Annotated in this window: 26 protein-coding genes; 13 read left to right on the top strand and 13 right to left on the bottom strand. The window is 65.5% G+C overall.

What is annotated here, in order from left to right; genetic code table 11:
• Positions 1-905: 905 nt before the first annotated feature.
• The 7 genes from CPBF1521_RS01745 (at position 906) to CPBF1521_RS01715 (ending at position 4,959) form a co-directional block, all read left to right on the top strand.
• Entirely contained in the window at positions 906-1,259 is a 354-nt protein-coding gene (locus tag CPBF1521_RS01745) for a SymE family type I addiction module toxin (protein ID WP_115675707.1), read from the top strand.
• Positions 1,260-1,277: 18 nt separating this feature from the next.
• Positions 1,278-1,871 carry a hypothetical protein gene (locus tag CPBF1521_RS01740; protein ID WP_147295407.1) on the top strand — a complete coding sequence of 198 codons (594 nt, stop codon included), beginning with the start codon at positions 1,278-1,280 and terminating at the stop codon, positions 1,869-1,871.
• 93 nt (positions 1,872-1,964) lie between these two features.
• Positions 1,965-2,294: a hypothetical protein gene (locus CPBF1521_RS01735; protein WP_115675706.1), complete on the top strand. Its 330-nt coding sequence runs from the start codon at positions 1,965-1,967 to the stop codon at positions 2,292-2,294.
• 56 nt (positions 2,295-2,350) lie between these two features.
• Positions 2,351-2,743 carry a hypothetical protein gene (locus CPBF1521_RS01730; protein WP_147295406.1) on the top strand — a complete coding sequence of 131 codons (393 nt, stop codon included), beginning with the start codon at positions 2,351-2,353 and terminating at the stop codon, positions 2,741-2,743.
• A 402-nt stretch (positions 2,744-3,145) separates the two neighbouring features.
• A complete protein-coding gene (locus CPBF1521_RS01725; protein WP_115675704.1) occupies positions 3,146-3,937 on the top strand; it encodes a hypothetical protein in 792 nt (263 codons plus the stop codon).
• A 299-nt stretch (positions 3,938-4,236) separates the two neighbouring features.
• Entirely contained in the window at positions 4,237-4,419 is a 183-nt protein-coding gene (locus CPBF1521_RS01720; RefSeq protein WP_180496860.1) for a hypothetical protein, read from the top strand.
• A gap of 201 nt (positions 4,420-4,620) precedes the next feature.
• On the top strand, positions 4,621-4,959 hold the full coding sequence (locus CPBF1521_RS01715) for a YfeK family protein (protein ID WP_235858381.1): 339 nt from the start codon (positions 4,621-4,623) through the stop codon (positions 4,957-4,959).
• A 210-nt stretch (positions 4,960-5,169) separates the two neighbouring features.
• On the opposite strand, the gene CPBF1521_RS01710 is transcribed toward CPBF1521_RS01715, so the two are convergent.
• The 3 genes from CPBF1521_RS01710 to CPBF1521_RS01700 form a co-directional block, all read right to left on the bottom strand.
• Positions 5,170-7,269 (bottom strand): methyl-accepting chemotaxis protein, encoded by a 2,100-nt coding sequence (locus CPBF1521_RS01710; RefSeq protein WP_235858380.1) that lies wholly within the window; start codon positions 7,267-7,269, stop codon positions 5,170-5,172.
• Positions 7,266-7,763, bottom strand: coding sequence for a hypothetical protein (locus tag CPBF1521_RS01705; protein ID WP_115675703.1), 498 nt, complete (start codon positions 7,761-7,763; stop codon positions 7,266-7,268). Before CPBF1521_RS01705 ends, CPBF1521_RS01710 begins: the two co-directional genes overlap by 4 nt.
• A 563-nt stretch (positions 7,764-8,326) precedes the next feature.
• Positions 8,327-8,761: a winged helix-turn-helix transcriptional regulator gene (locus tag CPBF1521_RS01700; RefSeq protein ID WP_104583885.1), complete on the bottom strand. Its 435-nt coding sequence runs from the start codon at positions 8,759-8,761 to the stop codon at positions 8,327-8,329.
• A 134-nt stretch (positions 8,762-8,895) separates the two neighbouring features.
• Here CPBF1521_RS01700 and CPBF1521_RS01695 point away from each other — a divergent pair, with 134 nt between their 5' ends.
• Together CPBF1521_RS01695 and CPBF1521_RS01690 are read left to right on the top strand one after the other, a co-directional pair.
• Positions 8,896-9,783 (top strand): SDR family oxidoreductase, encoded by an 888-nt coding sequence (locus tag CPBF1521_RS01695; RefSeq protein ID WP_115675702.1) that lies wholly within the window; start codon positions 8,896-8,898, stop codon positions 9,781-9,783.
• 533 nt (positions 9,784-10,316) lie between these two features.
• Positions 10,317-11,762, top strand: coding sequence for an OprO/OprP family phosphate-selective porin (locus tag CPBF1521_RS01690; RefSeq protein WP_115675701.1), 1,446 nt, complete (start codon positions 10,317-10,319; stop codon positions 11,760-11,762).
• A gap of 152 nt (positions 11,763-11,914) precedes the next feature.
• On the opposite strand, the gene CPBF1521_RS01685 is transcribed toward CPBF1521_RS01690, so the two are convergent.
• The 3 genes from CPBF1521_RS01685 to msuE all read right to left on the bottom strand — a co-directional run bounded on the left by CPBF1521_RS01685 (position 11,915) and on the right by msuE (position 14,720).
• Positions 11,915-12,946: a methionine synthase gene (locus tag CPBF1521_RS01685; RefSeq protein WP_104583888.1), complete on the bottom strand. Its 1,032-nt coding sequence runs from the start codon at positions 12,944-12,946 to the stop codon at positions 11,915-11,917.
• Positions 12,947-12,974: 28 nt separating this feature from the next.
• Positions 12,975-13,958, bottom strand: coding sequence for a DUF1852 domain-containing protein (locus CPBF1521_RS01680; protein WP_115675700.1), 984 nt, complete (start codon positions 13,956-13,958; stop codon positions 12,975-12,977).
• Between the two features lie 168 nt (positions 13,959-14,126).
• Complete coding sequence (gene msuE / locus CPBF1521_RS01675; RefSeq protein ID WP_164739280.1) at positions 14,127-14,720, bottom strand: FMN reductase; 594 nt, start codon at positions 14,718-14,720, stop codon at positions 14,127-14,129.
• Positions 14,721-14,818: 98 nt separating this feature from the next.
• Between msuE and CPBF1521_RS01670 the strand changes: the two genes are divergently transcribed.
• From CPBF1521_RS01670 to CPBF1521_RS01655, 4 genes are all read left to right on the top strand, one after another.
• On the top strand, positions 14,819-15,757 hold the full coding sequence (locus CPBF1521_RS01670; RefSeq protein ID WP_104649551.1) for a LysR family transcriptional regulator: 939 nt from the start codon (positions 14,819-14,821) through the stop codon (positions 15,755-15,757).
• Positions 15,757-16,422: an epoxyqueuosine reductase QueH gene (locus tag CPBF1521_RS01665; RefSeq protein WP_115675699.1), complete on the top strand. Its 666-nt coding sequence runs from the start codon at positions 15,757-15,759 to the stop codon at positions 16,420-16,422. The genes CPBF1521_RS01670 and CPBF1521_RS01665 overlap by 1 nt, the downstream gene beginning before the upstream one ends.
• A gap of 113 nt (positions 16,423-16,535) precedes the next feature.
• Positions 16,536-17,411: a methylenetetrahydrofolate reductase gene (locus CPBF1521_RS01660; protein WP_181901069.1), complete on the top strand. Its 876-nt coding sequence runs from the start codon at positions 16,536-16,538 to the stop codon at positions 17,409-17,411.
• Positions 17,412-17,685: 274 nt separating this feature from the next.
• Positions 17,686-19,644, top strand: a complete 1,959-nt coding sequence (locus CPBF1521_RS01655; RefSeq protein ID WP_181901068.1) for a choice-of-anchor X domain-containing protein — start codon at positions 17,686-17,688, stop codon at positions 19,642-19,644.
• Positions 19,645-19,945: 301 nt separating this feature from the next.
• On the opposite strand, the gene CPBF1521_RS01650 is transcribed toward CPBF1521_RS01655, so the two are convergent.
• The 7 genes from CPBF1521_RS01650 to CPBF1521_RS01620 form a co-directional block, all read right to left on the bottom strand.
• On the bottom strand, positions 19,946-21,085 hold the full coding sequence (locus CPBF1521_RS01650) for an MFS transporter (RefSeq protein ID WP_115675698.1): 1,140 nt from the start codon (positions 21,083-21,085) through the stop codon (positions 19,946-19,948).
• Between the two features lie 133 nt (positions 21,086-21,218).
• On the bottom strand, positions 21,219-22,070 hold the full coding sequence (gene purU / locus CPBF1521_RS01645; RefSeq protein WP_164739953.1) for a formyltetrahydrofolate deformylase: 852 nt from the start codon (positions 22,068-22,070) through the stop codon (positions 21,219-21,221).
• 68 nt (positions 22,071-22,138) lie between these two features.
• Complete coding sequence (locus CPBF1521_RS01640; RefSeq protein ID WP_104583895.1) at positions 22,139-22,531, bottom strand: XVIPCD domain-containing protein; 393 nt, start codon at positions 22,529-22,531, stop codon at positions 22,139-22,141.
• A gap of 382 nt (positions 22,532-22,913) precedes the next feature.
• Positions 22,914-23,789, bottom strand: coding sequence for an NAD(P)-dependent oxidoreductase (locus CPBF1521_RS01635; protein ID WP_104583896.1), 876 nt, complete (start codon positions 23,787-23,789; stop codon positions 22,914-22,916).
• Between the two features lie 81 nt (positions 23,790-23,870).
• The gene (locus CPBF1521_RS01630) at positions 23,871-24,989 is read right to left on the bottom strand and encodes an NADH:flavin oxidoreductase/NADH oxidase (RefSeq protein ID WP_181901067.1); all 1,119 of its coding nucleotides are present in this window, start codon (positions 24,987-24,989) and stop codon (positions 23,871-23,873) included.
• A gap of 60 nt (positions 24,990-25,049) precedes the next feature.
• Positions 25,050-25,931 (bottom strand): NAD-dependent protein deacetylase, encoded by an 882-nt coding sequence (locus CPBF1521_RS01625; RefSeq protein ID WP_115675696.1) that lies wholly within the window; start codon positions 25,929-25,931, stop codon positions 25,050-25,052.
• Positions 25,928-26,548: a TetR/AcrR family transcriptional regulator gene (locus tag CPBF1521_RS01620; protein ID WP_115676474.1), complete on the bottom strand. Its 621-nt coding sequence runs from the start codon at positions 26,546-26,548 to the stop codon at positions 25,928-25,930. The genes CPBF1521_RS01625 and CPBF1521_RS01620 overlap by 4 nt, the downstream gene beginning before the upstream one ends.
• Positions 26,549-26,815: the final 267 nt, after the last annotated feature.

Raw genomic sequence — 26,815 nt, 5'->3', positions numbered from 1 at the left:
GTGAACTGGAAGCGCGTCGTTGGCTGGTCTGCTCTACTCATGATTTTGACCAGTGGTGTCGGTGTTCTTAGCGGAGTCTGGGTGGCTCATTCGCAGATCGAGCCGGCGACGATTGACCAACTAGTAGAGAGAGCCCGCCTTTTCAGGCGTGTTGCAACTGGGCTTATTGCAGTCGTCTGCTACTGGCGCCTTGCCACTGGTGCCCCGACTCGTAGGGCGTGGCATGTAGTTTCTGCATTCTTGCTAGTACAGCTGACTGACATGGCTCTATCTTTGGCACTGGGTGCGCATGTCGGTGAGATACTCGAGCCGTGGGGTATCTTGCGTTCTATGTTGTACGCACTAGCAGGCTACGTTCTAGCAATGCTGAGCCACAGCAACTCACCCAAGCCGAAACCGCTACGTGAGTCGGCTTAACTCAGGCGTTAGACCTAGCTGAAGATTTTATGGTGTTCAAAGGCTTGCTCAGCGTTATGGCTGTCTTGTGCGCCTTTCTCGGATACCGCGTTCTTCGCCTGGAGTCTGAGGTGCATCAGCCCGCTAAAAATTGAGAATAAGGGGTCAGGCTTATTTTCCAGATGCCTCATCGGTATGGGCAACGGCTTCGTTGGACGCTGATCGGCTCCCTGCTTGTCGAGGCAGTTGACATCCCAACAAACACGCAGCAATCTCTAACTCAAGGAGCGTAGAAACTCCCCTAACAGCGGTACCCACCTCCGTCAAACCGGTGGGTTTTTTGTGCCTGCAGTTTCTTGTGGGTGCAACCGACGCGATGCCTGCGTCGGGAGGGCGGCTAATACAACACCCTTTGGGGAAATACGCCCGCCGACTGTTAGCGGTTTCTAACCTCCCGACATCCCGTCGCCATCCGGCGACGGGGCCTGTTCGTCAAGGAGGGCTTTGCCATGCGTCGATCCACGTCCCGTCCCAAGCCAGCGCGCAAGCGCGCCACGGTGCCACCGCCCACCGAGATCGTCTGGCGCTCGCTCGACCCAACGATCACGCCGCGGCCCTACCTCGACCGCCCCGCCATCCCCGAGCCCCGCCCCGATCCCAGCAAACCGCGCCGCCCGGGCCACCCGCGTGCCCCGCAACGCTGCACCGTCGGCTACGGCTACTACCCCGACAGCCACCAACGCATCCCCACGCTGCGCCTACGCGGCCGCTGGCTGGAACAACTGGGCTTCACCATCGGCAGCAAGCTCGACATCCGCATGCGCAACGGTGAGCTGGTCGTGACCGTGGCACCCAAGGACTAAGCGGGTGAACCATGCAGCATGCACGCCCACGCCCGCATCGAGCGCAATGCATTTTATTACCACGCCCGGCGTGCTCGCCGCTCCTCGTGCAGGACAAAGATGGAGCACCAAGCCGTCGTCCTGCATCTCACGTTGGATCAACTTGACTATGGCATGGCACACGGTCACGGCCAGCCGCACTGGCATAACGAGCGTTTGCCGCAAAGGCTTGCAGCGATTGACGGCCATGGACGACTCGGCGAGGATCTTTTTTTACGCCACACGGGCAGCCCCAGTAATGGTCAGGCAACTTTGGAGGTTTGGATGGAGTTGATGCTTCTATTGGGTGCGGTACTTGCTCTTGGCAATATCGTCGCATCGGTTGCAGTGCTTCGCGTTTCGACGCTGTCGCCATCACAACGCGCATTGCAAGTTGCTGTCATCTGGCTTGTTCCAGTCATCGGCGCCGTCGTTTGTGCGGCATTTGCTTCTTCTCAGGCAGCTGGCTCCACATCGTCCGATACAAGTGACCCGTTCTATCTGTCATCCGATGGTGGCGCATCGGGTGGTCAGGACATTGGTTTTTCCGGTTGCGATGCGGGGGACTCTGGCTGCGCCGGGAGCAGTGACTAGTGGCGACGCCTGGCAATTCATTCAAGCCGGATCCACCTCGCGGGCTGGCTTAATCCAGTTATTAGACCGCTAGAGATATTTCGAGAGAGACAGATGATTCTTTGGGGATGGGGCGAGCGAGTGCTGACCTTCGACCTGGCAGAACATGAGTACTGCCAGAGGTGCGAGCAGAAGCAAGACTTCACACTGCGTCTCAAGTACAAGTACGGACACTTCTATCATCTCTTCGGGTGGGTCATCTCCAAGCAGTACCAGCTCATTTGTCCTGTTTGCTCCCACGGCTGGATAGTTAGCGCTTCGGCGGCAGAAGCGCAGATCGGGTGCAACCCAGTGCCGTTCCATCAAAGATCAGGATGGATCGTCATGCTTGTGCTTGCAGCAATCATTTGGTTTGCAGCCGTGACGTATCGGCATGCGGCCTGACAATTCACTAAGCCGGAACCACGTCGCGGGTCGGCTTGACCTGGCGATTAGGCCCTATGAGAAAGATCATTGCAGCCCTTGCTTTTCTCCTCTTCGCATCAGGCGTAGCCTGCTCGGCATCCGCTCCAAAAATTGACGTCTCTGGTCTCTCCGAAGCTTCCATGAGCTTCGATCAGGATGGGGTTGGACCATTCCTGCACGAGTTGTCTGGCTCTGTCAGCACCAATCTAGACGCCGACGCACTCAAAGAATCAATCGATGCGTTGCCGGTTGAGACAATGGGCAGTTGGGAGTTCTCGGCCACCTTAAATGGTAAACGCGAGCGCTTGGTGGTGGTTGCGTTCAAGGATGATGTGGACGCCCCTGACCTTGCGTTCTACACCTCACCGGAGCTAGCTGCCAAGGTTCAGCAACAACTTGAATCATTTGCGCAGGCTCAGGGGTGGTAAGCCCCAACACCTCATTTAGGCGTAAGGCCGCTCTGCACATGTGCACACATCCGAAATCAACAAAGACGCCGGTTGGATATCGGGCGCTTCGGCTATTGGCTGCGCTACTGGTGGTCTTCGGTGCTTCCGTTACGCTCATCTGGTGGCATCACACCAAAACTCCTTCGCCCTGCGCCACTTTTGCGTTCACCGCAAGAGACCCGGTCGCGTGTCATTCTGGCCTTTGGCTGTTCGGCATGTCCTGGGCGGGGCTTGCCGCTTTTCTGCTTACGCTCTTCGGCGTCTGCTTGCTCTTCTCATGGGCATGGTCCTTGGCTCGCCGCAGGCGAAGCTAAAGCCTTAAAATCTGTCCAGTCGCCCAGCGATCCGATCTCCTACTCACGCCTTACCGCCAAGGAAAGCATGTTCTCCATCTTCAAGAAGAAAGCTGCTCCATTACTGATCGTTCGAGCCAATGGACAGGAGTTGTGTCGCGTTGACCAGAACGATGTTCCGTGCGAGATCAAGCCTTCTTCGTGGTTGAGGGCCGATAGCATCCTGGAGTTTGCCGACTCGGCAGGAGAGGTGCACCGGCATGAACTTGGTGCTGCGACTGGGTGGTTCCACTTCTCGGTTCGCGTACATCCCAACCTCGGGTGCCAGGCGGACTGCGTCATTTCGCAGACCGAGCAGCTCGATCCGGACGCATTTGCGACCGGCAAGGCATCCGGGATCAGGTTTCAGCCGTTCTTCCTGCCGGGTGCCAGCGTCAACAGTTCCGCCCTTGCAGGCAAGGGACTGTTTGCCAGGGGGCTGCACTTCAACGGCTTGGTCACAAATAGCAACGTGGTGCTTTCCTGCGAATGCGACCATTGCAAGCGTTCGTTCCTGATCCGCTCCTACCACGCCGGCTTTAGCAACGCGGGATACTTCTACTCGGGGTCTGGCAACTACACCATTACGGTCGATAGCCATCTGCCTGGCAGCCCTGCAGCGCTGTCCGATCCGGATGCCGAAGCGCTTGCTGCGCTGGAAGATGCACTGCCGTCGGCGCCGGATGGGTCCCGCTATGCCTACCTCAATCCCTTCCGCTGCCCGCATTGCTCCGAGCCTTACATCGATTTTGAGGCGAACCCGGGTTTGCGGGCGGGCGAGTATTACGGGAATTACTTCGAGGGTTCGACGCTGTTGCGATACGCGCCGGCGGATGTCTAGCATCCTCCTGATGGCTCCATTGTTGCGTTGCCGCTGGTCTGGCCTTGCTCGCTAGATAACGCTTCCCTAACGGTTCTGAACCCGCTTGAGCGGGCGTCTAATGACGCGTCGCTTGCTGTAAAACATCGGCCTTTTGGATGTCGTGACGTCACGCTGCCGCTGACACAGCGCGCAGGCTCCTGTGTTGCAACGCGAGTCCAAGGCATTAAAATCAAGGCCGTGGTGTGTGTCAGTGACCGCCTGCGCAGTGCAGGGCCATCGCCAGGCGGATCGGTTCAACCATCAACGAAGGAATGCTCATGTTGAAACCAGCAGATACCAAGCTCTATTCCAAATTGGTCGGCGCCAGCATTGCCATCGGCGCAGGCCTTGGGGCGGCCCTCGGGGGAGCAATGGGCAACTTGGCTCAAGGCATCGGCCTGGGTCTCTCGCTTGGCTCCGTGTTCGGCATTGCCTTGGCGCGCCGGCGTGGGGCCATCTGACGCCTGCATGAGGTGACAGGCGCATGTCGCTAGGCCGACGGCGCTGTGCCGCTGGGGCCGAGGTTGATACCGTCTGGTAACCGCTGTGAAATGCGGCCTTGGCAGCGCATCCGCAGCTGTTTCGGTACCGCCCCTCGATGCCGGTCGGCAGGCACTTTCATGCGCTACCATTCGTCGATGAATATTAGATCGTGTCTTGCAGTGTTCCTGCTCGGTGTCTGTGCATCGGTTTCAGCCCAAGGGATTTCGCCCGCCACCACGCGCGAGGTCGGTCAGCTTTTCAGGGTCCTTGAACAATCCAACTGCGAGTTTTCGCGCAATGGGTCGTGGTACGCGGCGCCGAAAGCCAGCGAACATTTGCAGCGCAAGTACGAGTATCTGCAGAAAAAAGGACTGGTGACGTCCACCGAGTCCTTTATCGAACTTGCCGCCACCAAGAGCAGCATGTCGGGCAAGCCGTATCAGGTGCGTTGTGGCAATGCTGCGCCTGTATCGAGCCAATCCTGGTTCACCGGCAAGCTGCGCGAGCTACGCAAGTAGTCGGCAGGCGTCAGCATCAGGCCCTACGCTGCCATCTGCCTTGCAGCGCCGCCTGATGTAGGCGCTGGCAACGCCGCTGGACAGCTTCTGTGGACCGGCAGGCCGAAAGCGATGGTTGCACTATCGGCCCTGGAAAACCCGGCGTCAGCTCCGGCGATCAGGCAAGGTGGCGCGTGGTGCTATCGCGCGCCAGAGATAATCTGATGTAGATCAGGCAACGCGCAGCCGCTGCACTTCACCAACGCTGCCATCGCGCTCATCGGCTACAAACGCACTCACTGCATCCTGCAGCTGCGCGGCATGGTCGCCCATGGCGCGTGCGGCGGCGCTGGCGTCCTGCATGCGAGTGACGCCGTCGCGCATGTCCGTATCCACACCGGCGAGGGTGTGATGCACCTGCGCGATGCTGCCCGCCTCTTGTTGTGAGGCGGTGGCGATCCTGCTGAGCGTGCTGCTGACCTGGCCGATGGTGGCGACGATATGCTGCATGCCTTCGCCTGCGTGGCGCACCTGCTGCACGCCGGCCTGCATATGCGTGACCGATTCGCCGATCAGGGTCTTGATCTGGCTGGCGGCGGTGGACGAGCGCAATGCCAGCGCGCGCACCTCGCCGGCGACCACGGCAAAGCCGCGGCCTTCCTCGCCGGCGCGTGCGGCTTCGACCGCGGCATTGAGGGCCAGGATATTGGTCTGGAAGGCGATGGCGTCGATGACCGAGACGATGTCCTGGATGCGGCGCGAGGCCTGTTCCATCTGCTGCATGGTGCCCATCGCCTGGTGCATGGTGTCGCCGCCGCTGCGCGCGGCCTCGGATGCGGCGGCAGTGAGCTTGTCGGCGTCGGCCGCCTGCGCGGTGTGCTGCTGCATGGTGCCGAGCACGGCCTGCATCTGGGTGGCGGTACGGCCCAGGGTGGCCGACTGCCGCTGCACCTGCTGCTCCAGCGCATCGTTGCGGGTGAGGATCTGGCCGGCAGCGTCATTGATGGCGGTACTGGAGCTGCGGATCTGCGCAATGATGCGCGCCAGCTCGTCGGCGGTGGCATTGGCGTCGCGCTTCATCTGCTCGAACACGCCTTCGCAGTGACGATCGATGCGCTGCGACAAATCACCACGCGACATCGCCGCCAGCATGCGGCGCATGTCCCGCAGGCTGTCGTCGGTGATGGCGAGGAACTGGTTGACGCCCTCGGCCAGCTGGCCGAGCGTGCCGCCGCTGGCGTGCCCCTGCAGACGGGCGCCGAGCTCGCCACGCGTCGCCTGTGCAATGACGGTGGCCAGCTGTTCTTCCAATGCCAGGTCCTGCGTGCGGTCCTGCCACTCCACCACCACGCCCAGCGAGGCGCCGTCGTGATCGCGGACGGGAGTGATGTTTTCCTGCAGCTGCAGCGCCGCCAGCGCGCGCGTCCTGCTGGTGCCGGCGTCATGCCCGGCCTGCACCGCATCGGCCAGTGCGCTGTGCAGCACCTGTGGGTCGACCTGCGTGCTCAGTTGCTGGAACGACTGGTTGCGATAGATGGCAGCGCCCTGCCCGTCGACGATGGCCACCGCCATTGCCGATGCATCCAGCGCCAGGCGGATACGGCGATTTTCCAGCAGCAGCTGCTGCTGTTGGGCGATGCGCTCTTCCACCTGCACGCTCATGCGCACCAGCGCCTGCGCCAGCGAGCCGCTGCGGAAGGGCTGCTGCAGGATGGCCGGCGGCAAGGTCGCGCCGGTGGCCAGGGTGTCGGCCAGTTCGACCAGTGCCTCGGCCTCGTGGTCGAGGGCGTCGACCTGGCGGCGCAGTTGAATCGCCATCACGCAGACGAAGGCAGTTTCTACGATCACATAACCGGCGTGCAGCACCACGATGCCAAACCCGCTGCCGACAGTGAACGCCTGCACCGGCATGCCACGCGACTGCAGCCAGTAGAACGCCAGGTGATGCACGGCGATGGCGCCTGCGGCGACCACCACCGGCAGCCAGTCGCGGTAGTACAGCAGCAGCGCCAGGATCACGAATACACCGAAGTGCATTTCCACCAGGCCATGCGCCTGCTGGATGGTGGCCGCGACCAGGGCCATCAGCACCAGCGCATTGGTGATGCGGGTCAGGCGCGTACCGGGGTTGGCCTGCACTTGCCAGGCCATCAGCAACAGGCTGGGCAGCGTGACGGCGACAAACGTGGTCCATTGGCCCTGGTACCAGGCCAGGCCCAGCGAGCCGATGCCCTGCAGCACGGCCAGCCACAGAAACAAGCGGTCGGCCTTGATCGCCAGGCGAGTGGCGTAGGTGGAGGTCGGCGGTGCCGATGCGGACAGTTCCATCATGACAGCGACTCCACGGCACAAGGACAAGGGGACACCAGCGCGGCACCGGGGGTGCGCGCCAGGACATCGGGTAACCAGCGCGACCACTCCGCCGCGCCGGCCGTGCCGCACACGGCGCCACCGTCTGCAGGGCCGGCATAGCGCGGTTGGCCGTCGGCGCCGAGCAGCCACACGGCATAGCCGCTGCCACGCAACGCAGGGGTGTCGAGCATGCGCACCTGCCCGCCACGCGCGCGCACCGCGCTGCTGAGCACGGCCCAGGCGCGATCGGCGGCCAGATCGCTACACGCACAGGCGCCTGCGACGCCGATCAGCATCGGCGTCTGCTGCGCGGCCGGAAGGCTGGCCTGGACCTGCGTCCACGCACTTGCCACGTCGTTGGCGTGCGCAGGTGGCGTGGTCCAGGCCACGGCGATCCAGCCGCACCATAGCGCGAGCAGGGCAGCGCCCAGGGTGCGTCGCGTTGAGGCGGACAAGGTGCCGAAGACAGGCATGGCGCGGCGGATTCACGAGATCAGGTGAGCCCTTATCGGATACCGGTGCATGCGCTTGAGCAGGCGTGCGATTGAAATTTGCGATGGCGGTGATAGCGCGCGGCCGGCCCATGATGCCGCAAGGGTTTGCGGGCTGCGGCCCTGATGGTGGCGCCATCGGGCGTTTATCCGGCGCGGGATTTTGTGAGCACCATTTCACAGTTGCCATTGGTGCACCGGCGTGCCGGCGGTGCCGCAGAGACGGCGGCGGCAACGTGCGCAGCGGCCAGCGCGGCAGCTCGCTGTTGGCGTAAGGCGGCCGTGATGCCCTCACCCCTGGTGTGGATCACGCGCCGGACTGCGCCTGTCGACAGCAGCGGCGCACGACACGCCCTCGCCGGGGCTGACCCGCGCTTGAGGGGACGGGAGACCGATGCGCCACCAATGCACGGCAGCCCTTGGCAAACGTGGCATCGGCCCACTGCTGCATCCCTGTTCCGCACACCGACGATCAACCAGCGCGCCGACTGGCCCACCTGGCAGTCAGCGCCACCAGCTTCCTCTTCATTACGGCAGGCGGATGCCTATGCCATCGCTTCGTCGGCATCCAGCGCAACCGCCGCCTGCTGGGCACGATCGAAGCGTTCGCGTGCGGAGCGGATGGCGGCATGGTTTTCGCCTGCCCAGTTGAGCAGCTGCGAGATCGGGTCGAGCAGCGCCACGCCGAGCTTGGACAAGGCATATTCCACGCTGGGCGGCTTGGTTGCGTAGACCTTGCGGGTGATCATGCCGTTGCGCTCGAGGTTGCGCAGGGTCTGGGTCAGCATCCGCTTGGAGATGTCCGGCACGGCGCGCTGGATGGCGCTGAAGCGGGAGGGACCGGGGATCAGCGTCAGCAGGATCAACATGGTCCATTTGTCGCCAATCTGATCGAGCACGTCGCGCACCGGGCACTTGGTCGCATCGAACGGCATGCCTTGCAGGGACGGCGGCGGCGGAAACAGAGCAATCGCGTTCACTGGGATATCTCACGGTAACCAGGGGGTGGAAAACTGCCTCCTTGCGGAGGTTTGAACGGCACTGACAATAGGTGCGCGGACCAAGAGTCTAGATAGTAGACCACACCTCTTATCAATACCTACTGGAGTTCACCATGGCACACACCTCCCCCCTGATCCTCGTCACCGGCGCCAGCGGGCAGCTGGGCGCATTGGTGGTCGAAGCACTGCTGGCGCGTGTCCCGGCCGCACGGATCGTAGCAACGGCCCGCGATACAGCGTCACTCGCGCAGTTCGCAAAACGCGACATCAACGTGCGTCGCGCCGACTATACGGACCCGCAGAGCCTGGACCAGGCCTTCGCGGGCGTGGGCCGGGTGCTGCTGGTGTCGTCCAACGCGGTGGGCGAGCGCGTGCCGCAGCACCGCAACGTGATCGCGGCGGCCAAGCGCGCCGGCGTGGACCTGCTGGCCTACACCAGCGTGCTGCACGCCGATACCAGCACGCTGTCGCTGGCACCCGAGCATGTCACCACCGAAGCGCTGCTGCGCGACAGCGGCGTGCCGCATGTGCTGCTGCGCAATGGCTGGTACACCGAGAACTACACCGGTTCGATCGCGGCCGAAGTGGCGCATGGCGCGGTGATCGGCAGCGCCGGCGAGGGCCGGATCAGCGCGGCCACGCGCGCCGACTATGCCGAGGCCGCCGCAGCGGTGCTGGCCGCCGACACCCCGCAGGCCGGCAAGGTCTACGAGCTGGCCGGCGATACCGCCTTCACGATGGCCGAGTACGCCGCCGAGGTGGCGCGGCAGTCCGGCAAGCCGGTGGCCTACCACGACCTGCCCGAAGCCGACTACGCGGCGGCGTTGGTGCAGATCGGCCTGCCGGCCGCCTTCGCGCAGGTGCTGGCGCAGTGCTCGGCGTCCTCGCGTGGCGGCAGCCTGTTCGACGACAGCCACACGCTGAGCCAGCTGATCGGCCGCCCGACCACGTCGCTGCCCGATGCGGTGGCGGCGGCACTGCAGGCGGCGCCGGCCGGCTGAGGCGAGCCCTGGCATCGCGCTGCTCGACACCCTGCAGCAGCACCGGCCCGGCAACCTGCCAGGCATTGAGTGATCCGGCGAAGGCGGGCGACGACACGCCTTCGCCCTGTTCTGATTCACCGCCCCTCGCCCGCTCGCGCCAGAGGCAACCGCCGCGCCGTGGCCCTGTACGGCGTGCGGCTACGGCCTTGCGTGGGCACCCGCATCTTGCTTCACCGTCTCCGCGTGGCCCTGCGTGGCCTGATGCCAGCATGGCACCACAGGCGCCCGGCGCCCGACCTGCGCGCCGATGGGCCCGCCTTCGGTGCGTCGCACAACTGACACGCGCCGGACACGCAGCTGACACAGCGTTGCGCCGTGCAGGCTGCCGATGTCACCAAACTGACATCAAATCTAAATATAACTGCACGCATTGCCGCACCGTCAGGACGACCGGTCGCCCTGGTGGCGTGCCGGTGCCGTGTTCGCCGCCCCGCCGGGCAGCGCCGGCCTGATGCTGCCGCCGACCCGTTTCCCTTGCACGAGCCGGACCCATGAAAAAACGCAATCTCGCCACCGTCCTGTGCGCCCTCAGCGCGACCGCCAGTGGCAGCACGCTGGCTGCCGAGCTGGAGCTGTACGTGGACCGCAAGACCAAGCAGATCTTCGCCGAGCCGGCCCCGGGCCGCGACAAGCTGGGCAAGTTCGTGCAGGTGGACGAGAACGGCAAGCTGCCGGCGTCGGCGATGCCGGCCGCCCCGGCATTGCCGCCCGCCCCCGCAGCGCCGGTGCCAGCCGATACGCCCATCGCCCAGGCCGCACCTGCGCCCGTGCCCGCACCAGCGCCGGCCAAGGCCAGCGAAGCCGGCAAGAAGTGGTACGACAAGCTGAGCCTGCGCGGCTACACGCAGATCCGCTACAACCAGGGCATTGGCGGCGACGCGCAGGATCTGCGCGCACCCGGCGACCGCTTCATCGGCAACGACCAGAGCCTGGGCATCCGCCGCGCGCGCCTGGTGCTAAGCGGCGATCTCAACGAGCACGTGTCGCTGTACTTCCAGCCGGATTTTGCGAGCACGCCGACCGGGTCGACCACCTCCAACTTCGCGCAGCTGCGCGATGCGTATGCCGACATCTACTTCGACAAGAAGCGCGAGTACCGCGTGCGCGTGGGCCAGTCGAAGATGCCGTACGGCTGGGAGAACCTGCAGTCCAGCCAGAACCGTCTCACGCTGGACCGCGCAGACGCACTCAACTCCGGCCTGCGCGACGAACGCGATATCGGTGCGGTGTTCTACTACAGCCCTACCGTGGCCAAGGGCCGCTTCCAGGACCTGGTCAAGTCAGGCTTGAAGGGCTCGGGCGACTACGGCGTGATCGGTGCCGGCGTGTACAACGGCCAGGGCGCCAACCGCGCCGAGCGCAACGACAGCATGCATGCGGTGGTGCACGCCACCTACCCGTTCAAGTTCGCCAACGGCCAGTACCTGGAAGTGGGTGCCGACGCCTACAGCGGCCGCTTCGTTCCGACCGCGGCGGCGGTCAACATCGGTGGCCGCAGCTTCACCCCGGCCATCACCGACCCGAACGGCTACACCGACCAGCGCGTGGCCGCGCACATCATCTACTACCCACAGCCGTTCGGCCTGCAGGCCGAGTGGACGGTGGGCCGTGGCCCGGAGCTGGATGTGGAACAGCGGCGCATCCGCACCCGCTCGCTGAGCGGCGGCTATGTGCAGGCGATGTACAAGCACGATGGCAGCTACGGCACCTTGCTGCCGTACCTGAAGTGGCAGACCTACCGCGGCGGCTCCAAGTTCGATACCAATGCGCCGCGCATGCGCCTGGACGAAGTGGAAGCCGGCGTCGAGTGGCAGCCGATGGATGCGCTGGAACTGGTGTTCGCCTATTCCAAGATGAAGCGCACCGACGTCACCACCGCGCCGTATCCGGTGGTGGAAGGCGACCTGCTGCGGCTGCAGCTGCAGGTCAATTACTGACCCCTGCCCGCCGATGGAAAACGAACAAGCCCCCGCATGCGGGGGCTTGTTCGTTGTTGCTTCACCGGTCGTGGCTAGCCGTTACGCTGGCAGGATGGTACTCGCCTCGACCCTGGTGCCTTGACCGCCGATCCAGTGCCGGCACCGGCGTGCTAGCGGGCTGCCAGCTCTCCACGAATGATCTCTGCGCCCGCACTGAGCGCCTTGAGCTTGCCCCTTGCGACGTCCCGGGCAAGCGGCGCCATCCCGCAGTTGGTGGACGGGTAGAGTTTGTCGGCATCGACAAAGCGAAGCGCCTTGCGCAGCGTCTCGGCCACCTCCTGCGGTGTTTCGACGGTATTGCTCGCCACGTCGATGGCCCCGACCATCACCTTCTTGCCGCGCACCAGTTCGATCAAATCGATCGGCACGTGCGAGTTGTGGCACTCCAGCGAGATGATGTCGATCGACGATGTCTGCAGCTTGGGAAACGACTCTTCGTACTGACGCCACTCCGAGCCCAGGGTCTGTTTCCAGTCGGTATTGGCCTTGATGCCGTAGCCATAGCAGATATGGACGGCGGTCTCGCACTTGAGCCCTTCGACCGCGCGTTCGAGGGTGGCCACCCCCCAGTCGTTGACCTCGTCGAAGAAGACATTGAAGGCCGGCTCGTCGAACTGGATGATATCCACGCCGGCCGCTTCGAGCTCCCTGGCTTCCTCATTGAGGATCTTGGCAAATTCCCATGCCAGCTTTTCGCGGCTTTTGTAGTGCGCATCAAACAGGGTGTCGATCATCGTCATTGGACCGGGCAGCGCCCACTTGATCGGCTGCCGGGTCTGCTGGCGCAGGAACCTGGCATCGTCCACGAAGACGGGCTTGGGGCGGCTGACCGCGCCAACCACGGTCGGCACGCTGGCGTCGTAGCGATTGCGAATCCTGACGGTTTCGCGCTTTTCGAAATCGACGCCGCTGAGGTGTTCGATGAAGGTGGTGACGAAATGCTGGCGGGTCTGCTCGCCATCACTGACGATATCGATGCCGGCATGCTGCTGTTCCTGCAGCGACAGGCGCAATGCGTCCTGCTTGCCTTCGATCAGTTCGGCGTCCTGCAGCTTCCAGGGAGACCAGAGTTTTTCCGGCTGCGCGAGCCAGGAAGGCTTGGGCAGGCTACCGGCGGTAGACGTGGGGAGCAGCTTTTTCATGATGAGTGGTGTCTTGCGTTCCTGTTGATTAGACAGCGTGGCTGGAGGCCCACTGCGCGAGCATCGTCCCGTAGGGCCTGATGAAGTGCTCCTCGGTGAATTTCCCCTGCGTCACCGCGAGCTGGCTGCGCTCCTCGCGGTCGTAGACGATCTGGGTAGCGGAATAATCCTGGTGCTTCAGGCTCGGCTGGTAGATGGCCCCTGCCGCGGAATTGGCGTTGTAGATCTCTGGCCGGTAGATCTTCTGGAACGTTTCCATGGTGCTGATGGTGCCGATCAGCTCGAGGTTGGTGTAGTCGTTGAGCAGGTCGCCGACAAAGTAAAAAGCCAGCGGGGCAACGCTGTTCGGCGGCATGAAATAGCGCACCTGCAGGCCCATCTTGGCGAAATACCGATCGGTCAAGGAGAAGTCGTCCTGCCGGTATTCGATGCCCAGGATGGGGTGCCGGTTTCCGGTTCGGTGATAGAGCCTGCTGGTGGAGACGCTGATGCAGATGACCGGCGGTTTGGTGAAGCGCGCCGTGTAGGCGTCCGAGTCCACGAAGTGCTTGAACAGCGTTCCGTGCAGGCTGCCGAAATCGTCCGGGATGCTGAAGCCGGACGCATCCTGATTGTGCGCTGGCAGCAGCACGCTGAAATCGTAGTCGCGCACGTAGGAGGAAAAATTGTTCCCTGCAATGCCCTCGATGCGCGCACCGGTGGTCTTGTCGAGGATGCTGGGCTTCAGGATCTCGATCAGCGGAAAGGCATCGCTGTGTTCGCGCGCATCGATGTGCATCTGGACCGAGATGATGTCCAGCTCGACAGCGTAGCGGTCGCGCCCGGGGTTATCCCAATGCGCCAGGTCGTTGCAGCGGTTGTCGATCATCGCAAGCGTGTTGCGCAGGTTCTCCTGCCGACGCTGCCCTCTGGCCAGGTTGGCAAAGTTGGTCGTGTTGCGCGTATTGGCCGCGGGACGGTAGTCCTCGTCAAACCGGACGCTGTTGATGCTGAAGGTGAATTCTTGAGTCATTGCAAGCTGACGCCTTGTTTCCGAGTTGAATACGAGCGCAGGTCTCGGCGCAGGTATGGATACCCGCCGGGTGGATGCCGCCACTCCGGACCGGCCGGCAATCACCCACGGATCCTGTGGCCGGCGACGGGTGTGGTGGCCCGCCGAGCAGCCGTGGGCTGGATGGCCTCAGGCCGCAGCCACGTCTTCTGCAGCGATGGCACGTGCCTGCCGCGTCAATGCGATCAGCGGCAGTGCACGCTGCACCGCCAGCCTGGCCCGCTCGGCCAGGGCCTCGTTGTGCACGCGGTAGTCCAGGAAATCGCGGTCGGTGGCGTAGACGCCCAGTGGCAACGTGCGTGCCTGGAAGAAGCTGAAAAGCGGCCGCAACTGGTGGTCGATCACCAACGCATGGCGCTCGCTGCCACCGGTTGCCGCCAGCAGCACCGGCGTGTCGATCAAGGCATCCTGGTGGATGAAGTCGAAGAAGTGCTTGAACAGCCCGGTGAAGGAGCCGCGATAGACCGGCGTGGTCACCACCACGACGTCGGCCTGCTCCACCGCCGACAGTGCCTGCTCCACCGTTGCCGGCAGCTGCGAGCGCCACACCGCACCGGCAAACTGCGGTGCCAACGCCCCGAGTTCCACCAGCTGTTGCTCGCACGGCACGGCCTCGGCGATCAGGCCCAGCAGGTGCTCGGCCAGGGCCACGGCCTTGGAGGGGCGCTGCAGCCCGCCGGAGACCGCGACGACGCGGAGGGGATGTGGCACGTTGACAGTCATGCGGGGTTGACCTGAAACGACGAACCCCGATGCTAGGGCTCGCATTCAATGAAGTAAAATGGTGTTATTTCAACAATCCATGAATTCGGATCATCTGAATGCTTGAGCGCATCCATCTCACCATCGTCCAGCAGGTCGAGCAGCAGGGCTCGCTGACCGCCGCCGCAGGCGTGCTGAACCTGACCCAGTCGGCGCTGAGCCACAGCATGAAGAAGCTGGAGCAGCAGCTGGGCACCGACGTGTGGCTGCGCGAAGGCCGCACCCTGCGCCTGACCCAGGCGGGCCAGTACCTGCTGGCAGTGGCCAACCGGGTGCTGCCGCAACTGGACCTGGCCGAAGAGCGCCTGGGCCAGTTCGCGCAGGGCGAACGCGGCGCGCTGCGCATCGGCATGGAATGCCATCCCTGCTACCAGTGGCTGCTCAAGCTGGTGGCGCCCTACCTGGCCACCTGGCCGGACGTGGATGTGGACGTCAAGCAGAAGTTCCAGTTCGGCGGCATCGGCGCGCTGTTCGGCTACGAGATCGACCTGCTGGTCACGCCCGACCCGCTGTACAAGCCCGGGCTGCGGTTCGAGCCGGTGTTCGACTACGAGCAGGTGCTGGTCGTGGCCAAGGGCCACGCGCTGGCGTCGGCGGCCTACGTCAAGCCCCAGCAGCTGACCCGGGAGGTGCTGATCAGCTATCCGGTGGACCTGGAGCGCCTGGACATCTACAGCCAGTTCCTGCTGCCGGCCGGGGTCACGCCCCGGCGCCACAAGGCCATCGAGACCACCGACATCATGATGCAGATGGTCGCCAGTGGCCGCGGCGTGGCCGCGATGCCACGCTGGCTGGTGGAGGAATATGCGTCCAGGATGGACGTGGTGCCGGTGCGGCTGGGCGCGCGCGGCATCCCCAAGCAGATCTTCCTGGGCGCACGCGAGGCGGATATCGCCGTCGACTACCTGCGTGCCTTCATCGAACTGGCGCGCCAGCCCGCCAATGGCACCGCCAACACCACCGCCGACACAACGACCACTCCGCCGGGAGCCCACTGATGGACAGCATCGCCACGCGCACGCCACTTCCACTGCCTGCCGGCCACGACAAGGTCTTGCTGCATTCCTGCTGCGCGCCATGCTCGGGTGAGGTGATGGAGGCCATGCTGGCGTCCGGCGTCGACTACACCATCTTCTTCTACAACCCCAACATTCATCCGCGCAAGGAATACGAGCTGCGCAAGGACGAGAACATCCGCTTTGCGCAGCAGTGCGGCGTGCCCTTCGTCGATGCCGACTACGATCGGGACAACTGGTTCGAGCGGGCCCGCGGGATGGAGAACGAACCCGAACGCGGCATCCGGTGCACGATGTGCTTCGACATGCGGTTCGAACGCACCGCGCTGTATGCGCACGAACATGGCTTTCCGGTGATCACCAGCTCGCTGGGCATCTCGCGCTGGAAGAACATGCAGCAGATCAACGACTGCGGCGTTCGCGCTGCGGCCAGGTATCCCGGCCTGATGTACTGGGAGTACAACTGGCGCAAGGGCGGCGGTTCCTCGCGCATGGTCGAGATCAGCAAGCGCGAGAACTTCTACCAGCAGGAATACTGCGGCTGCGTCTACTCGCTGCGTGACACCAACCGGCACCGCGCCGAAAGCGGTCGCCATCGCATACAACTGGGCGTGAAATTCTATGGCGATGGGGAACAGGACGATTGAGCGCCGGCCGGGCCATGACGCCGACGGAATTCAACGTTCTCCCTGGCCCCTGCCCGCTCGATCAGGGCTGACGCAGCGGCGCAGCCAATCACCACGACAGGACGGCAACACCCTTGATCGACCCGGACACGCCCAGCCTCGCCAGCACCATCACCGATGCCTATTCCCTGGAGGTCAGCGCAACCGACATTGCCGGGCTGAGCGCAGCGGCGCCCGCGATCATGCGTGGCGCGACCATTGCCATCCCCTACCTGCCCAACCAGGACGACGCCGCGCGGCTGGCCGCGGCATGCATGTTGCGCAAGCTCGGCTTTGCGCCCATGCCGCACCTGTCCGCGCGCCGCATCGGCTCGCGCGACGCACTGCACGCCTTCGTCAGGCGCGCCGTCGATGAGGCTGGCGTCGAGCGTTGCCTGGTGATCGCGGGCGATCCACCGTCGCCGATCGGTCCGTTTCCGGACAGCGTGTCGCTGATCGACACCGGGGTCTTCGAGCGCTGCGGCATCCGGACCATCGCCGTGGCAGGGCATCCGGAAGGACATCCGGGCATGCCTGCAAGCGAGCGCTGGGATGTGCTGGAACGCAAGTGTCGCAGCATCGCCGAGCGCGGCATGGCACCGCTGATCGTCACCCAGTTCGCCTTCGATGCCGACCTCGTGCTGACGTGGTTGCATGCGCTGCGCGCGCGTGGCATCGCACACCCCGTGCGGGTGGGCGTGCCTGGTCCCGCCGGCGTGGCGGTGCTTGCACGCTATGCCGCACGCTGTGGTGTCGGCGCCTGCACCGCGATGCTGTCCAAGTACGGCATCTCGCTGGGCAAGCTGTTGGGCACCGCCGGGCCGGATCGGTTTGTCGATCGCCTGGCCACCGGCCTCACCGGAGCGCATGGAGAGGTCAGCCTGCACTTCTTCCCGTTCGGCGGCATCGCGCAGACGGTCGCGTGGGTGGAGCAGTACCGCGCCCGCAACGCGCCGCACCGCGCCGACTGACGCCTGCCGGGCACGCCGCGCGTCATCGGCCGCAGACCTCGAATGGGCGAGCACGAACGTGCGGGTGGGCGAGCTGTCCACGACCTGGATCACAGTCTGGAATCTTTCATTTCTGTCGCTGTGCTTGCGGCGCGCCGGGTGCTGCAGCGCACAGCGGACCTGTCACACGGGCGCGGTATAACCATCGGCGAATCGCGGCGAGGGGGCGCTGCATCCGGTGTCGTTGCACTGCGCGACGGCATCGCTTCTGCAACGTTCAAGGAGAGATGTCGCCATGCCGAAGCCGTCGCTGTTGTCCTTGCTGTGCACCCTGTCGCTGGTTTCCCTGCCGCTTGCCGCGGCCGAGCTGCAGCCCAAACAACTGGCTGGCCCACCGGAGGAGTTCGGGCAGATGCGCGCACCCGACCCGGCCGAGTCGGCGATTCTGTCCAAGAGCGCCTTGCTGCCGGTGGAACTGACGCCGGCCGGCAACTCCGCACGCTGGCAAGGCACGCTGCCGGTGGAAAACGGCCATCTGCGTTTCATGGTGCTGGCCGGTGACCAGCCGTGGGAGGCGGCGGTGACTGCACCACGCATTGCCGGCGCGCGCGCGGCCGCCGTTGCTCCGCAACTGCAGGCGCAGCGCACGCTGCTGGGCACCGCAGAAAGCGGCACCAGCGGCATGCGCTACGCGGTGGAATCGGCGCAGAACGGAGCGTGGTCGCTGACCCTGCAATCGGCAGCGCCGGTGGCGCAACGCGGCTATGTGCTGATGGAAGGCGATGCACGCACGCAGCTGGCCTCGTACCCGCGCCATCGCCGGCAGCAGGTCGGCCAGACGCTGACGCTCAACGCACTGCTCAGCGGCAACGATGCGCGCGGTGCCACCCTGCTTGCCGCACAGGCCGGGCAGATCGACACAGCGAGCCTGCGCGTGATCGATCCGCAAGGAGGCATCCGCACGGTGCCGATGGCAGACGACGGGCAACACGACGATGGTGCTGCCGGCGACGGCGTGTATGGCGGCACGTTCCAACCGACAGCCGAAGGCACCTGGATTGCGCAGGTGATGGTGCGCGGTCACGACCAGGCCGGGCAGCCATTCGTGCGGACCAGCGAGCACGTGTTGCCGGTGCTGGACACCTCGCTGCGCCTGCTCGGCAATGCCCTGAGCGCACGTGCGGCCGACGGCACACGGCTCAACATTGCCTTGCCCATCGCCGCACGCGGCAAGGCCCCGTCGCATTACCGCGTGTTCGGCCAGGTCTGGGGCACCGATGCCAAGGGCAGGCAGGTGCCGGTGGCATGGATCGGCGGCATGCTGACGCCGCAGCAAGGCCAGCTGCCGTTGAGCCTGGACGAACGCTGGGTCGCGCGTGCGGGCGCGCGTGCGCCGTTTACGCTGCGCGGGCTGCGCATCGAAGACCCGGACCATTACATCCCGCTGGTACAGGCCGACACGCTGCCGTTGCAGCTGCCTGCGTTGCGCCGCGCCAGCATCGCGCGCTCTGCCGCCGCGATCGACGAAAGCATGCGCATGGGGCCACGTCCGACGACGCTGGCCCGTGCCACTGCGATGGCGCAACCGCAGGCCGCGGGGTCGCAACTGGTGCTGGTGCACGGCTATTGCTCCAACGGCGTGTGGCCGCAGGCGCAGTTCACCAATGCGTCCTCGTTCCTCGATGCCAAACAGAACCGCAGCAACGACCAGTTCGCACAGCGCTTGGCGCAGTTCGCCAGTCAGTGGTCCTCGTTCGCGACGGTGGCGCACAGCCAGGGCGGCATGGCCGCGCTGCATCTGTACACCTACTACTGGAGCGGGCTGGATAACGCCACAGGTGGGCGGGTGATGCAGTCGGTCGGCACGCCGTACCAGGGCACCAATCTGTCCGGCATTCTGGCGGCGGTGGGCTCGTGGTTCGGCGTGGGTTGCGGCACCAATACCGACATGACTTACGACGGCGCCAAAGCCTGGTTGGCCGGTATTCCGGCCGATGCGCGCGCCAAGGTCAACTACTACACGACCTCGTTCGCCAAGACCAACTGGTACACCAACGACTACTGCAACGCGGCCTCGGACCTGGTACTGAACGACCCGGAAGATGGCACCGTGGAGCAGGTCAACGCGCAGCTGCCGGGCGGCGTCAATCGCGGCCACACCACTGGGCAATGCCACACCACAGGCATGCGCGACCCGGCGCAGTACCTGGATGCCAGCCGCAATGCAGTGATGAACGCCAACGCCGCGAAGTGATGCGGCATCCATTGCAGGGTCCGTGGCCGCCCACCACGCACGCCGTACATGCGTGCGTGGTGGTTCCGATGCGGCCTGCCGCCTCGGCTCCCACGAAGGTAGGCGGACAAGCCCGCGCTGCGACGAGGTCCGCGTGATGCGGGCAGCGCACACCGCGCTGCCCGCCATCCACCGCCTGCACGGGCTGCACGGTCCCGACGACGACATTGACGAGCCTGCACCCCGCCCTTCGTAGAAGCGTGCCTGCGCGCGACACGCATTGCCGAAGAGTCACCGACTGCAGGTCGGTGACCCAGCACACTCACACCCTCAACCAACGCGTCGACACCGCCACGCCCACCATCAACACCGCGACACCGAGCAGGGCGCCGACCAGGCCGATGCCATGCGCGGCAAAACCGATCAGCGCCGGCCCGGCCAGGATGCCGGCGTAGCCCAGGGTGGTGACCGCGGTGATGGCGATGCTCTCCGGCATGCGCGTCTGGTTGCCGGCCAGCGAGAACAGGGCCGGCACGATATTGGCGCAGCCCAGGCCGACCAGCACGTAACCGGCCAGCGAGGCCTGCCACGGGCTCACCAGCGTGAGCACCAGGAAGCCGGCGCTGGCCAGCAGCGCGCCCACCACGATCGAGCGGATGCGCCCCAGGCGCTCCACCACCGCATCGCCGAGCAGGCGCGTCACCGTCATGGTCAATGCAAACGCCACATAGCCCACGCCGGCGGTGCTCGGGGCAACCTGGTGCACATCGGCCAGGAACACCGAGCTCCAGTCCAGGATGGTGCCTTCGGCCAGAAACACCACAAACGCCAGGATGCCGATGAACAACACGATGCCCCTGGGCAGGGCCAGCAACGGCCCCTGCTGCGCCACGCGCTCGGTCCGCCAATGGCGCACCGACAGCACGCCGACCACGAGCATGGCGATCACCCCGGCGAGCGCTGCGCTCAGCGGGGAAACCCGTGCCGACAGCAGCAAGGTCATCGCGCCGGCACCGACGAAACCGCCGATGCTGAAGAACGCATGGAATCCGGACATCATCGCGCGCCGGGCATCGCGCTCGACCACCACCGCCTGCATGTTCATCGCGCAATCCATCGCGCCCACGCCGGCCCCGAACGCGAACAGCACCGCGCCCAGCATCCACGGATTGGCGACAACGGCCAGCAGCGGCAGACTGATGCAGATCAGCGCCGCCGTCACCGCCATGACCGCACGGAAGCCGAAGCGGGCCGACAAGGCACCGGCCAGCGGCATCGCCAGAAACGAGCCTGCCCCCAGGCACAACAGGATCAGGCCGAGCGCGCCATCGTCCACGCCGGTCCTGGCTTTGGCAAACGGCACCAGCACCGCCCAGATCGCGGCAGCAAAGCCGGGAATGAAGAACGCCGCGCGGGTGGCGTGCTGTTGCGCGCGAGCGCTGGAGCCGGGGACAAGCGACATGCAGGCAATTCCAGAAGGGAGCGGCGAACCGAGTGCGACGGTGGCGCCAGGCCGGCGCGTTCGCGGGCCGGGTGTGGCCTGCGCACTGCTCCACTGCGCGTGCTGCGACCGTCCGTGGGGATATGCGAGGGTGCTAGCGAAACACCACCGTGCGATGGCCATTGAGCACGATGCGGTGTTCGACATGGCGACGCACCGCACGCGCAAGCACCAGCGATTCGGTGTCGCTCCCCAGCCGCACCAGGTCGCGCGGCGTCATCGCGTGATCCACGCGCGCCACGTCCTGTTCGATGATCGGGCCTTCGTCCAGGTCTTCGGTGACGTAGTGCGCGGTGGCACCGATGATCTTGACCCCGCGTGCGTGCGCCTGGTGATACGGCTGCGCGCCCTTGAAGCTGGGCAGGAAGCTGTGATGGATATTGATCGCGCGCCCCGCCAATGCGCGGCACAACGCCGGCGACAGGATTTGCATGTAGCGCGCCAGCACCACCAGATCGATCTGCAGCGCTTCGATGAGGGCAAGCAGCTGCGCTTCCTGCGCAGCGCGCGTGTCGGCGCTCACCGGCAGATGGTGGAAGGCGATGCCGTAGGAGGCGGCCAGCGGCGCGAAATCGGCGTGGTTGGACACCACGGCGGCGATATCCACCGGCAATTGCCGGCTGTGCATGCGGAACAGCAGATCGTTGAGGCAATGCCCCTGCTTGCTCACCAGCACCAGCAGCCGCGCGCGACGGCGCGCATCGTGCAGCTGCCAGTCCATCTGGAATTCCTCGGCAAGCTGCGCAAAGCGGCGTTCCAGCCCGGCAATCTCGGTGCCCGGCGGCTTGTCGAAGTGCACGCGCAGGAAGAAACGGCCACTCTCGTCGTCGCCGAACTGCTGTGCGTCGAGGATGTTGCAGGCCAGGTCGAACAGCAGGCCGGTCACGCGATAGACGATGCCGGTGCGGTCGGGGCAGGACAGGGTGAGGATGTAGTCGGAGCGCATCGGCGCAATGATAGCCAATGCACCCGGCTGCGGGCGCAGTGCTTGCGCCCGTAACTTTCCCGTGCGGCTCAGCGCGGCGGCAGGCGCAGCATCAGTCGGCGGTTGATGTCATCCAGTTGCGCCATCGATGCCTCCACCGAGGTCTCCATCGCTTCCTGGGTGGTGATGTGCGCACGCAGATGCGCGGGGTCGGCCAGTTCGCCACGCACCAGGAACACATTCTCGCCCACCTCGCCGACGTGCCGGCTGAGCACCACGTAATCCACCTGGTCGAAGCCATGCTGCTTGGCCAGCGGCAGCAGGCGCGCGGCCATGCGCACACTGGCCTCGTCGGTGGGTTTGTCCAACTCGGCATCGAGCACGGCCACCGCTTCGCGGATCTGCGCAAACAGATAGTGGTCCGGATGCTCGGGATGGTCCGGGCCCACCGGGCCCTGGTCGACGACCGGTGCGGCGGTCATCGTCTACCACCGGCGCAGCGCAGTGCGCGCGGTGTGCGCCCGGTCGAACCGAGCGTGATATGCAGGTGTCGCATCGCATCCTCCCTGGAGCGGCGGCTGTCACGAGCCGGCATTTTAGAAGGTCTGCTGCATGTTTAGGTGAGTGAGAGATGGGCTGTGCTGCTTTGAAGCGAAGCGGCCTGAGCGTGTGCAGCAGATGTCGCTGACAGCATGCGACATCTGCTGCATGGGCTTCGCCCCGTACCCTCACCTTGACCCCCGCTCCGCGCCCCCTGCCCGCGCCGGAGCGCGGGCGCTTCAAGGCACGCACGCCAGTGACGCGCAAGCGGTGCCTTCCCGCCTCGCCGAGAGCGGGGCTAGCTCCGCCTTGCGGATGCGGCGATCAGGCCTGCCCTGCCCGCCGCGCCGATACCTCTGCCAGCACGGCCCAGTCGGCGTTGCCGTCGCCATGGGCGATCGCCTCGTCCAGGCCGGCGCGCAGCAACTCGCCCAGCGGCATCGGCACCTGCTTGTCGGCGCCGGCCTGGATCGCCAGGTCCACGTCCTTGCGCCCCAGGGTGGCGGTGAAGCCGGCCGGCAGATAGGCGCGCTGCATGATCAGGCGGCCATAGCCCTGGTACGCGGGTGCGGCGAACAGGGTGCTGGTGAGCATGCCCAGGAACTGGGTGGCGTCCACGCCGTGGCCGCGTGCCAGCGCGCTGGCTTCGGCCATGGCGCCGATCGCGCTGGCCAGGCAGAAGTTGGCCGCTAGCTTGACCGCATTGGCCTGCTCGGGGGTGCGGCCGATCTCCCAGGTGCGTTGACCGAGCACGTCGAACATCGGCTGCACGCGCGCCAACGCTGCCTCGTCGCCGGCGGCCAGGATGTTGAGCTTGCCGGCTTCGGCCACATCGACGCGGCCAAGCACCGGTGCGGCCACGTAGGCCACGCCGCGCTCGGCATGCAGGGCGGTCAACTCGTGCGCCAATGCCACCGAGATGGTGGCCATGTTGACGTGCACACTGCCCGCCGGCAGCGCGTCCAGCACACCATGCTCCAGCAGGGTCGCGCGCACCGCGTTGTCGTCGGCCAGCATCGAAAACAGCAGCGGGCCATGCGCGGCGTCGCGCGGTGCATCCACCACCGTGGCGCCGGCCTCGCGCAGCGATTGCGCGCGCCCGGGCGAACGGTTCCACACACTCAGTTCGAACCCGCCGCGCAGCAGGTTGTGCGCCATCGGCAGGCCCATCGTGCCCAAGCCCAGAAATCCTATCGGCATCTGTTTTCCTTATTCGATCTTGCGTCAAGAGCGGCAATCCAGACACCGCACGCTCTGCTTCTTTACCACTCCCCGCGTTAATCAGCTGGCGAACACGCCACGCGCCTCACGCGGCTCGCAGCGCAGGTATTGCGGCGCGGGTGTGACCGAGGCGCCAAGTGCAGCGGCCGCATGCCACGGCCAGCGCGGGTCGTACAGGATGCCGCGCGCCAGCGCGATCGCATCGGCCTGGCCGTCCTGCAGGATCGCCTCGGCCTGCGCCGGCTCGGTGATCAGGCCCACGCCGATCACCGGCGTGTCGACCTGCGCCTTGATCTGTTGCGCAAACGGAATCTGGTAGCCCGCCTGCACCGGAATCTGCTGGCGCGGATCCAGCCCGCCGCTGGAGACATGGATGTAGTGCGCACCGCGCGCATCCAGCGCCTTGGACAAGGCGATGCTCTGCTCGACATCCCAGCCGCCCTCCACCCAATCGGTGGCCGAGATGCGCACGCCGATGGCGATCTTGTCCGACACCGCCGCGCGCACCGCATCGAAGATGCGCAGCGTCAGCCGCATGCGGTTTTCCAGCGAACCGCCATACGCATCGCTGCGCTGGTTACTCAGCGGCGACAGGAACTGATGCATCAGATACCCGTGCGCGGCATGCAGTTCGATCAGCGCCAGGCCCAGCCGTTCGGCGCGCTGCGCCGCATCGACAAAGGCCTGCACCACCGCATCGATGCCGGCATCGTCCAATGCCTGCGGCAGCGGCTGACCGTCACCGAACGCCAGCGCCGATGCGGACACGGTCTGCCAGCCATGCGCGTGATCCGGCGCGATCGCCGCGCCGCCGTTCCACGGCAGATCGGTGGAGGCCTTGCGCCCGGCGTGTGCCAGTTGGATGCCGATCGGCATCGGCGACCAGCGCCGCACCGATTGCAGTACCTCATCCAGTGCCTGCTCGGTGGCATCGTCGTACAGGCCAAGGTCCGCATAGGAGATGCGCCCCTGCGGCTGCACCGCGGCCGCTTCCAGGATCAGCAGGCCGGCACCGGATTGCGACAAGGTGCCCAGATGGATGCGGTGCCAGTCGCTGGCGCGGCCGTCCTGCGCGGAGTACTGGCACATCGGGGCGATGACGATCCGGTTGGCGAGCGCAAGCGGACCGAAGCGAATGGGAGAGAACAGCTGGCTCAAGAGGGCATCCACAGATGACACGGGGGTGCCCATTGCACTGCGCCGCGCGCGTGGGCACAACCGCTGCGATGGATCACTGCGTCATGCCGAGCGCGCACTGGCGTCATCGACGCTGCGTGCAAGCAACGGATCGAACGGCGCGTGCAGGAATGCCAACGCCTGCGCGCACGACTGTTCGACCTTCAGGCTGAGCAGCTCGTCCGCGCGGGTGCGCCCGAAGTTGAGCGCGGCGATCGGCAGGCCGTTGCGTGCAGCGGTCTGCACGAAACGAAAACCCGAATACACCATCAGCGACGAGCCCACCACCAGCACCGCATCGGCCGCCTGCAGATGCGCAAATGCACGCTCCACACGCTCGCGCGGCACGTTCTCGCCAAAGAACACCACATCCGGCTTCAGCACACCGCCGCACACCGGGCACGGCGGCACCGCAAAATGGTCGAAGGCCACATCGTCCAGGTCCGCATCGCCATCGGGCGCCTGCGCCGCGTCCAGGTCGGCCCAGCCTGGGTTGGCCCGTTCGAGCAGCAGCTGGAAATCGGTACGTGGCATGCGCCGCTCGCAGCCCACGCAGCGCACCACATCGAGCCGGCCATGCAGGTCGATCACCGCCTGGCTGCCGGCCGCCTGGTGCAGGCGGTCGACGTTTTGCGTCAGCAGCACTTCCAGCTGGCCGCGCGCTTCCAGTGCGGCCAGTGCGTGATGGGTGGCGTTGGGCCGCGCCAGGCCGAAGCGCGGCCAGCCGACCAGGCTGCGCGCCCAGTAGCGCTGCCGCGTGGACAGCTCGCCCATGAAGGCCTGGAACGTCACCGGTTGCGGGCGCTTCCAGCCGCCTTGCAGATCACGGTAATCGGGGATGCCCGAATCGGTGCTGCACCCGGCGCCGGTGAGCACGAACAGGCGCCGGTGGCGTTCGATGAAGTCCTGCAGCGGGTTGCCGTCCTGCACAGGTGACGCCGTCATCGTGCAACTCCGGTGGCCATGAGGTAACTGTGCAGCAACACCACCAGTTGCGCCTGCAGCGGCGCAATCCGCACAGCCGGCGCGCCATCCTCGAGCAAGCTCTTCAACGGCCCGGTGATGGCCGCCATGCCGATCTCGGCCACCGCCTGGCAATCGTCGAAGCGCACATCCGAGGCGGTGGCGAGCGCGGCGGCGAACGCCTGCTGCGAGCGCCGGCGCGCCTGCGCGCCCAGGATGGCGCCACCATGCAGCTCGGCAATGGCGTACAGCGCACGCGACACCTCCACATGCTGCAGCTTGGCCTGCACGAAGGCGCGCACCAGCGCCTGGCACTGCTGCGCAAGCGTGCGCCCGTGCTGTTGCGCGCAGGCCAGCTCCACTGCATCGATCACCGTCTGCAGATGCCACTGCAGCAGCGCGATCAACATCGCCTGACGATTCGGGTAGTACTGGTACACGCTGCCGACCGACACGCCGGCGCGCTCGGCTACCCGCGTGGTGGTGCAGCCCTGCAGGCCGTCGGCCACCAACACCTGGATGCTGGCCTGGCGAATGACCTCCACGGTGGCGCGCGAACGCGCTTGCTGCGGGGCTTTACGCGGTGCGGGCAGGGGCAGGGAGGTGCTCACGAATGCGAATGTCCACACGGATGGATGGCACATAGTCTGGGGGCCTTCTGCCTGATTCCAAGGAAGCGCCTCGTCCAGCTCCGCCCCGGTGGCGTTGATCGCCGACGCCGGCCGCGCTCGATGCCTTTACCCTCTGCCACGTACGGTTGAAACCGCTTAAAAGCGGGCGCAACGTCACAAATCGTGGTGCCGGATCACGCAGTTAGCGTGATCCGGTGCACACGCAACGCTGCGGAAACATGGCACAGCGACAGT

The organism is Xanthomonas euroxanthea (genome assembly GCF_900476395.1).
Taxonomy (GTDB): Bacteria; Pseudomonadota; Gammaproteobacteria; order Xanthomonadales; family Xanthomonadaceae; genus Xanthomonas; species Xanthomonas euroxanthea.
Note: the sequence above shows the minus strand (reverse complement) of the source record. Positions and strands in the feature narration are given on the sequence as shown.

Coding starts and splice junctions, on each gene's coding strand:
- CPBF1521_RS01705 (WP_115675703.1), bottom strand. CDS start 7,763: ATGCCTGTCTTCGGCACCTTGTCCGCCTCAACGCGACGCACCCTGGGC.
- msuE (WP_164739280.1), bottom strand. CDS start 14,720: ATGACTGTCAACGTGCCACATCCCCTCCGCGTCGTCGCGGTCTCCGGC.
- CPBF1521_RS01655 (WP_181901068.1), top strand. CDS start 17,686: ATGCCGAAGCCGTCGCTGTTGTCCTTGCTGTGCACCCTGTCGCTGGTT.
- CPBF1521_RS01745 (WP_115675707.1), top strand. CDS start 906: ATGCGTCGATCCACGTCCCGTCCCAAGCCAGCGCGCAAGCGCGCCACG.
- CPBF1521_RS01740 (WP_147295407.1), top strand. CDS start 1,278: ATGCACGCCCACGCCCGCATCGAGCGCAATGCATTTTATTACCACGCC.
- CPBF1521_RS01680 (WP_115675700.1), bottom strand. CDS start 13,958: ATGACTCAAGAATTCACCTTCAGCATCAACAGCGTCCGGTTTGACGAG.
- CPBF1521_RS01685 (WP_104583888.1), bottom strand. CDS start 12,946: ATGAAAAAGCTGCTCCCCACGTCTACCGCCGGTAGCCTGCCCAAGCCT.
- CPBF1521_RS01720 (WP_180496860.1), top strand. CDS start 4,237: ATGTTGAAACCAGCAGATACCAAGCTCTATTCCAAATTGGTCGGCGCC.
- CPBF1521_RS01670 (WP_104649551.1), top strand. CDS start 14,819: ATGCTTGAGCGCATCCATCTCACCATCGTCCAGCAGGTCGAGCAGCAG.
- CPBF1521_RS01710 (WP_235858380.1), bottom strand. CDS start 7,269: ATGATGGAACTGTCCGCATCGGCACCGCCGACCTCCACCTACGCCACT.
- purU (WP_164739953.1), bottom strand. CDS start 22,070: ATGCGCTCCGACTACATCCTCACCCTGTCCTGCCCCGACCGCACCGGC.
- CPBF1521_RS01650 (WP_115675698.1), bottom strand. CDS start 21,085: ATGTCGCTTGTCCCCGGCTCCAGCGCTCGCGCGCAACAGCACGCCACC.
- CPBF1521_RS01725 (WP_115675704.1), top strand. CDS start 3,146: ATGTTCTCCATCTTCAAGAAGAAAGCTGCTCCATTACTGATCGTTCGA.
- CPBF1521_RS01665 (WP_115675699.1), top strand. CDS start 15,757: ATGGACAGCATCGCCACGCGCACGCCACTTCCACTGCCTGCCGGCCAC.
- CPBF1521_RS01625 (WP_115675696.1), bottom strand. CDS start 25,931: ATGACGGCGTCACCTGTGCAGGACGGCAACCCGCTGCAGGACTTCATC.
- CPBF1521_RS01695 (WP_115675702.1), top strand. CDS start 8,896: ATGGCACACACCTCCCCCCTGATCCTCGTCACCGGCGCCAGCGGGCAG.
- CPBF1521_RS01735 (WP_115675706.1), top strand. CDS start 1,965: ATGATTCTTTGGGGATGGGGCGAGCGAGTGCTGACCTTCGACCTGGCA.
- CPBF1521_RS01730 (WP_147295406.1), top strand. CDS start 2,351: ATGAGAAAGATCATTGCAGCCCTTGCTTTTCTCCTCTTCGCATCAGGC.
- CPBF1521_RS01635 (WP_104583896.1), bottom strand. CDS start 23,789: ATGCCGATAGGATTTCTGGGCTTGGGCACGATGGGCCTGCCGATGGCG.
- CPBF1521_RS01690 (WP_115675701.1), top strand. CDS start 10,317: ATGAAAAAACGCAATCTCGCCACCGTCCTGTGCGCCCTCAGCGCGACC.
- CPBF1521_RS01640 (WP_104583895.1), bottom strand. CDS start 22,531: ATGACCGCCGCACCGGTCGTCGACCAGGGCCCGGTGGGCCCGGACCAT.